This window comes from Vibrio sp. 1402 (assembly GCF_033340275.1).
The window spans coordinates 1-6,369 of record NZ_JAWOWE010000032.1; the positions used below are offsets into that span (position 1 = coordinate 1).

Below are 6,369 nucleotides of genomic sequence, written 5' to 3' on the forward strand. Positions count from 1 at the left end.
TGTTTTACCGTGGTCAACGTGGCCGATAGTACCAACGTTAACGTGCGGTTTCGTACGTTCAAATTTTTCTTTAGACATGAGTGGTCCCTCTAGGTACGGATTTAGGTGGCCCAAATTGACCACGCAACCAAAAAAAGATAATTGGTAAATCTAATATCAAAAGGAAATAAACTTGAGAGCTGGTGCTGATAGGCAGACTCGAACTGCCGACCTCATCCTTACCAAGGATGCGCTCTACCACCTGAGCTATATCAGCACTCAAATTAGAGTGGAGCGGGCAGCGGGAATCGAACCCGCATCATCAGCTTGGAAGGCTGAGGTAATAGCCATTATACGATGCCCGCAACACGTAACTCTGAGAGCTATTTCCTAAAGAATATGGTGGAGGGGGACGGATTCGAACCATCGAAGGCAGTGCCGGCAGATTTACAGTCTGCTCCCTTTGGCCACTCGGGAACCCCTCCAAATTTTCAAGCCATTCAGACTACTAAAGGAAAGAATGGTGCCGACTACCGGAATCGAACTGGTGACCTACTGATTACAAGTCAGTTGCTCTACCTACTGAGCTAAGTCGGCATAAGTGGTGCGCATTCTATTGAATGATTTTCTAGGTTGCAATAGTAATTTGAAAAAAAATCATAAATTTCGATTTTTTAGATTCGTTTGCTGCAAATTCGTACAAACTTAGCTTTTTTAAAGCAAACTTCGACCTTTGTCGTTTGCTTTGAAGTTCGCTTGATGTATGTTCTTGCTTCTATTAAACCAAGGATAAAAGAGACCCATGAGTCCATTTTTGTCATTTGACCGTGCAAATTGGGCCGAGTTAAGAAACTCTGTACCGATGACACTTTCTGAAGACGACTTGACTGCGCTTCAGGGCATTAATGAAAACCTAACCATGGAGGAAGCGGTAGAGATCTACCTTCCTTTGTCTCGTCTTTTGAATCTGTATGTCCAAGCTCGTCAAAGCCGCAATTCCGTATTACAACAATTCTTAAATACAGAGGAACATGCTCCCCCTTTCGTAATTGGTATCGCTGGCAGTGTTGCTGTAGGCAAAAGTACGACTGCTCGTATTCTAACGGCATTGCTTTCTCGTTGGGAGAATCATCCCAAAGTCTCCTTGGTTACAACAGATGGCTTCCTATATCCGAAAAAAGTACTAGAAGAACGCGGTATCATGCATCGTAAAGGCTTCCCTGAATCCTATGATATCAAGCGTTTAGTCGAGTTCATGTCTGACGTAAAGGCAGGAAAGCCCGATCTTGAAGTACCCATCTACTCTCACATCACGTATGACATTACTGATGAACTAAGAAAAGTGGATAGACCGGATGTTCTTATTATTGAAGGTTTAAACGTTCTGCAAAGTGGAATGGACTATCCACATGACCCGCATCGTGTCTTCGTCTCTGACTTTTTAGATTTTTCAATTTATGTCGACGCAGAAACAGAGACCATTGAACATTGGTATGTAGAACGCTTTTTAAAGTTTCGCCAAGGGGCCTTTACGAAACCTGGCTCTTATTTTAGCCACTACACACAACTCTCTGTCGATGACGCAAAGAAAAAAGCGAAGCAAATTTGGCATGATATTAATGGGCTCAATTTAGAATTGAATATTCTTCCAACTCGTGAGAGAGCCCACTTGATTCTACACAAAGGCGTTAACCACTTGGTTGATAAAGTCTCGTTGCGAAAGTAATCGAAGATTAGTCACTTTTACGCAACGAGATTTCACCACCAATATAAGTCTCTAGTCCTTGGGAGGTTTCAATTAATATTCCACCTTGATGATCGATGCCTCGAACGACGCCATATACCTCTCTAGGACCAATAAGCAGTTTGACCTGACGATTAAGGAAATTGTCTAACCGATTCCAACGTTCGATAAAGCCAGTAAGTCCTTTCATTTCATATTCGACAAGTGCGGAATTCCAATGCTTGATAAGTGTCATTGCTAGAACATTTCTATCGATCTTGAGACTCTGATTTACTTGGTTCAACGTGGTCCATGGCTGGTCAATCTCAGGCTGGTCGTCAGGCATTCCAATATTCAGGCCCATCCCAATCACTAGATGAGCAGCCCCACCGGCCTGACCCGACATTTCAACCAAGATTCCGGCCAGTTTTTTATCTTGATAATACAAGTCATTCGGCCACTTGAGTTTAACACCTTGCATGCCTACTTCTTCCAGAGCTTCCACTGCGGCAATCCCAATCACCAAGCTCAAGCCCATTGCCGCAGCCATTCCCGCATCCAGTCGCCAATACATAGAGAGATATAAGTTAGAGCCAAACGGTGAGACCCATTGTCTACCGCGGCGACCACGCCCTTGTGCTTGATATTCAGCAATACAAACACGGCCCTTTTCCGAATCCACGACTCTGTCGAGCAAATACTGGTTCGTTGAGTCAATCACAGGGACAAGTTCAACAAGTGACTCCGAGCTAGTGGTCAGGAGTGTCTCGTCTAACAACTGCAATGGTGAAGCTAATTGGTAACCACGCCCTTGCACTCGATAAATATCAATACCCCATTCACTAAGACCTTTAATGTGCTTAGCGATTGCCGCTCTGGAAACATTAAGATCGTCGCCCAACGCTTCTCCTGAATGAAACTCTCCATCACTTAATAACCTTAAAATATGAAGTTTCGTAGAGTGATCTTTTCTCATCTAGATGCCTCGATCTGAGTCAAATTCGTCTCCCCGGTACGATTGAGAAAGCGTACTTCATGCTCAAGTATGATTTGGTATTTATCCCATACCGTCTGCTTCACTAAAGAAGCAAGCGCGACAATGTCATCAGCACTACAATTATCCATGTTGGTCAAAACCAAAGCTTGCATAGGGTTGACCTGCGCACCGTGTACAGACTTCCCTTTTAATCCACACTGATCGATAAGCCAACCAGCAGCAATTTTCATTCCTCCAGAAGCTGGGTAGGCCACTACGTTAGGGTATTTTTTTGTGAGTCGATCATAGTGATCTTGCGTGATCACTGGGTTTTTAAAGAAACTACCTGCGTTACCTATCTTGGTTGGATCTGGCAGTTTTGCCTTTCGCACTTGGCATACTCGTTCGAAGATAGAAGCAGGGCTGAGTTGTTCTTCTGGGATACTTTGTAAAGGTCCGTACTGGTTAATCGGCTGCCATTGCTTCGCCAACTTAAGCCCTAATGCGGTGATAAAGCACTTTCCGTGCAACGCATGTTTAAATATGGAATCCCTATAGGCAAACTCGCAGTCTTGGGCGTGCATTCTTTTGTTTTCAAACGTAGTTAGATCAAGAACATCTACATAATCACAGATGTCTTTTAGCTCTAGGCCATACGCACCAATGTTCTGAATAGGAGCCGAGCCAGCACAACCTGGAATCAAAGCTAAGTTCTCGATCCCACCGATCCCCTGATTCACACACCAGGAAACCAATTCAGGCCAATCTTCACCACCGGCAATATGTAATAGGTAGTGCTCATCCGTTTCCGTGACTTCTTTACCCATGATTCGATTAACAATCACTAATCCCTCAAAATGTTCTGTAAAAAGAACATTACTTCCTTTACCTAAAAAAAGTTTCGGTAAATGGGTGAATCTTGGGTTTTGAAATAGCTCAATAACATCTTCAAGCGACTCAACGATAGCTAAATAGGAACACGATTGTTCAATTCCAAAAGTATGGTAAGCCTTTAGGCTCGCATTTGTTTTAATTTGCATAGTAGGTTTGCAACACCAGATAAGATTCTCTTAAACTGTCGACATTCTACATTAGTTATCTTTTAACCGCAGTGACAATACCAGACTCATTAATCATAGAAGTGTTAAATCCCATCAAGCTCCCCCTCATTAAGAAACTATACAAAGCGTATTACCCTGCGGGTCGAGCCAAAAAAGATGAATTGATCATTACAGCAAGCCATAAAGGTGAAATCATTGCGTTACTACGTTTAAAAAGTGTAGATAAAGTTCGTCTATTGACAGGAATGTTGGTCATTCCGAAAGTTAGGGGAACAGGGATTGGAAAAGAACTACTAACTCATTGTAAAAACAATGTTTTCACTGATGGCGATTATTGCTTCGCGTTTACACATCTCGAATCCTATTATTCCAAGCATGGATTCACAACAATTGATTGCTCTGAGCTACCACACCCGCTAAAAATGGCATTTCAACGTTATGTAGATAGCGGTAAAGATCTCATTCCAATGCAATTCATCTCTTCAACGACATCAAAACGCGTGCTTTTGTAGCCAGGTAAATCATATCTTTGATAAAATGGCAGGTTCGCAATATTGCACTAAACTAAGGTACTCATACCGATATGATAGTAAGTAGGAATCCATTCGAACAGTTGCCAAGTCTCGCTGTCAATCCGGAAGACTTTGATGTTCTGTATTCAGCAGAATCATTCAGAACCCGTCTTTTAGATGCTATCAGCAAAGCAACGTCGCGAATTTACCTAGTCGCTCTATATCTGGAAGATGATGAAGCTGGACGTGAAATTCTCACTGCGCTTTATGAAGCGAAACAGCGCAATCCTGGGTTGGACATCAATATCTGTGTCGACTGGCATCGAGCGCAGCGTGGCCTGATTGGTGCGGAGACATCTGAGGGTAATTCAGCGCTTTACAAAGCATATGCCAGCAAATACCAACACCCAATCCCTGTCTATGGCATACCAGTGCGTGGCAGAGAAGTTTTTGGGGTACTGCATTTAAAAGGCTTCATTGTCGATGATACTGTTATCTACAGTGGGGCGAGCTTAAATAACGTTTATCTCCATTATCATGAACGTTATCGATTTGATCGTTACCATGTGATTCGACATGAATCTTTAGCGAATTCAATGGTGCAATTCATTCAGGAAGAAATGATTGCTCACCCTGCCGTTAATGATCTTGCAGGAAAAGATAAGCCAGAAACCAAAGAAATTAAGTCGGCGATTCGCCAACTGAGGGCTTCTCTTGCTCAAGCCAATTATAAGTTTGAAGACCAAGCTGCAACAGAAGAAAGCGTAAAAGTCACTCCGTTAGTTGGGCTAGGCAAACGCCGTAATCTACTCAATCAACAGATTGTAAAGTTATTGGCAGCAGCCCAAGACGAAATTTTCATTTGTACGCCTTACTTTAACTTCCCTAAAGCACTTCATCGTGAAGTGAAACGAGCCATGAAGCGTGGTGTGAAAGTAACTATTGTTGTGGGTGATAAAACCGCCAACGACTTTTACATTGCACCTGAGGAAGACTTTAAAACCATTGGCGGACTTCCATATCTTTACGAAGTGAATTTACGTCGCTTTGCGAAAACCAATGAAGCGAATATCGCCGCACGTAAATTGTCAATTCACCTATGGAAGCATGACAATAACAGCTTCCACCTTAAGGGTATTTGGGTTGATAAACGCTATATGCTACTTACTGGGAATAACTTAAATCCACGTGCTTGGTCACTCGACCTAGAAAATGGACTACTCATACAAGACAATTATGCGAAGCTCACTGAGAAGTTTGAAGACGAAGTTTCGCGTATTCTTGAGCATACTCACCTTATCTGTACTTATAAGCAATTAGAGAAAGTAGAAGACTATCCTATAGGGGTACAGCGACTGGTCAGAAAAATTACCCGCCTAAAGGCAGATGGTGTTTTAAAGCGTATTCTTTAGACATCATTTCTCGCTCTAAAGTACGTCGAGATTTTTATACTAAGCCAACCGCTTTAGCAGTTGGCTTTTTCATATAATCCATTTGGGATACTTAACTATTTTCTAGTACCGCTAGTGAGCACATAACCACTTAGATCTAGAGCGACTCTCTTAATGGGTTTGAGCTTTGACGTTTGTGAGTTATTCCGCATAGCTTACAGCCTCGAGCTAAGCTCCCCCTCTCTGTTCTGGCGCTTCTTACCCCTTGGCGATATATTTTTTCTGAGACTCATCAAATGTTCAGCGTCGAAAATCATCACCTCGCTAATGAAGAGCTCCTTCAATCTTTCACCTTCCAATTCTTTTCAAGTCGTTTGATTTTTGAGCCAGGAGAGATTGGGGGTATATATGACGCTTTTCTGGATTATGCGCACAGTTCGTTTTTTCTTTCTCATCAAGATTCAAGCCGTTGAACGCCTTTGAATACCATAGATTACTTAGGTTTGTTTGTAGGTCATATTGTCTTTCCACAGCATCAACGGCCTATATTAATTAAAGCCTAGTGTGTAATCACGCAGAGTTCGCTTAGTAGGGATTATGGGGAGTAGTCTAGTTAGGTGTAAACACACTTCAGGGAAACGCCGCAGTAGAAACGAAAAAAGCCTCAGTCTTTCGACTGAGGCTTAATATAAGTGGCGGAGTGGACGGGACTCGAACCCGCGACCCC

At 42.7% G+C, this 6,369-nt stretch carries 5 protein-coding genes and 4 tRNA genes; 3 read left to right on the forward strand and 6 right to left on the reverse strand.

Annotated elements, in window-relative coordinates:
* Nucleotides 1-180 precede the first annotated feature (180 nt).
* From R7044_RS23695 to R7044_RS23710, 4 genes are all read right to left on the reverse strand, one after another.
* Nucleotides 181-256: transfer RNA gene (locus R7044_RS23695), tRNA-Thr, on the reverse strand.
* 13 nt (nucleotides 257-269) lie between these two features.
* A tRNA-Gly gene (locus R7044_RS23700) sits at nucleotides 270-344 on the reverse strand.
* Between the two features lie 35 nt (nucleotides 345-379).
* Nucleotides 380-464: transfer RNA gene (locus R7044_RS23705), tRNA-Tyr, on the reverse strand.
* Nucleotides 465-500: 36 nt separating this feature from the next.
* Nucleotides 501-576: transfer RNA gene (locus R7044_RS23710), tRNA-Thr, on the reverse strand.
* A gap of 205 nt (nucleotides 577-781) precedes the next feature.
* On the opposite strand from R7044_RS23710, the gene coaA reads away from it, so the two are divergent.
* Complete coding sequence (gene coaA, locus R7044_RS23715) at nucleotides 782-1,705, forward strand: type I pantothenate kinase (RefSeq protein ID WP_005388683.1); 924 nt, start codon at nucleotides 782-784, stop codon at nucleotides 1,703-1,705.
* A 7-nt stretch (nucleotides 1,706-1,712) separates the two neighbouring features.
* On the opposite strand, the gene birA is transcribed toward coaA, so the two are convergent.
* Entirely contained in the window at nucleotides 1,713-2,678 is a 966-nt protein-coding gene (birA, locus tag R7044_RS23720) for a bifunctional biotin--[acetyl-CoA-carboxylase] ligase/biotin operon repressor BirA (protein ID WP_033907505.1), read from the reverse strand.
* A complete protein-coding gene (gene murB / locus R7044_RS23725) occupies nucleotides 2,675-3,718 on the reverse strand; it encodes a UDP-N-acetylmuramate dehydrogenase (protein ID WP_033907506.1) in 1,044 nt (347 codons plus the stop codon). The genes birA and murB overlap by 4 nt, the downstream gene beginning before the upstream one ends.
* Before the next feature lie 101 nt (nucleotides 3,719-3,819).
* Here murB and R7044_RS23730 point away from each other — a divergent pair, with 101 nt between their 5' ends.
* Together R7044_RS23730 and pssA are read left to right on the forward strand one after the other, a co-directional pair.
* A complete protein-coding gene (locus tag R7044_RS23730; RefSeq protein ID WP_031781233.1) occupies nucleotides 3,820-4,251 on the forward strand; it encodes a GNAT family N-acetyltransferase in 432 nt (143 codons plus the stop codon).
* A gap of 71 nt (nucleotides 4,252-4,322) precedes the next feature.
* Nucleotides 4,323-5,663, forward strand: coding sequence for a CDP-diacylglycerol--serine O-phosphatidyltransferase (gene pssA / locus R7044_RS23735; RefSeq protein WP_033907507.1), 1,341 nt, complete (start codon nucleotides 4,323-4,325; stop codon nucleotides 5,661-5,663).
* Nucleotides 5,664-6,369: the final 706 nt, after the last annotated feature.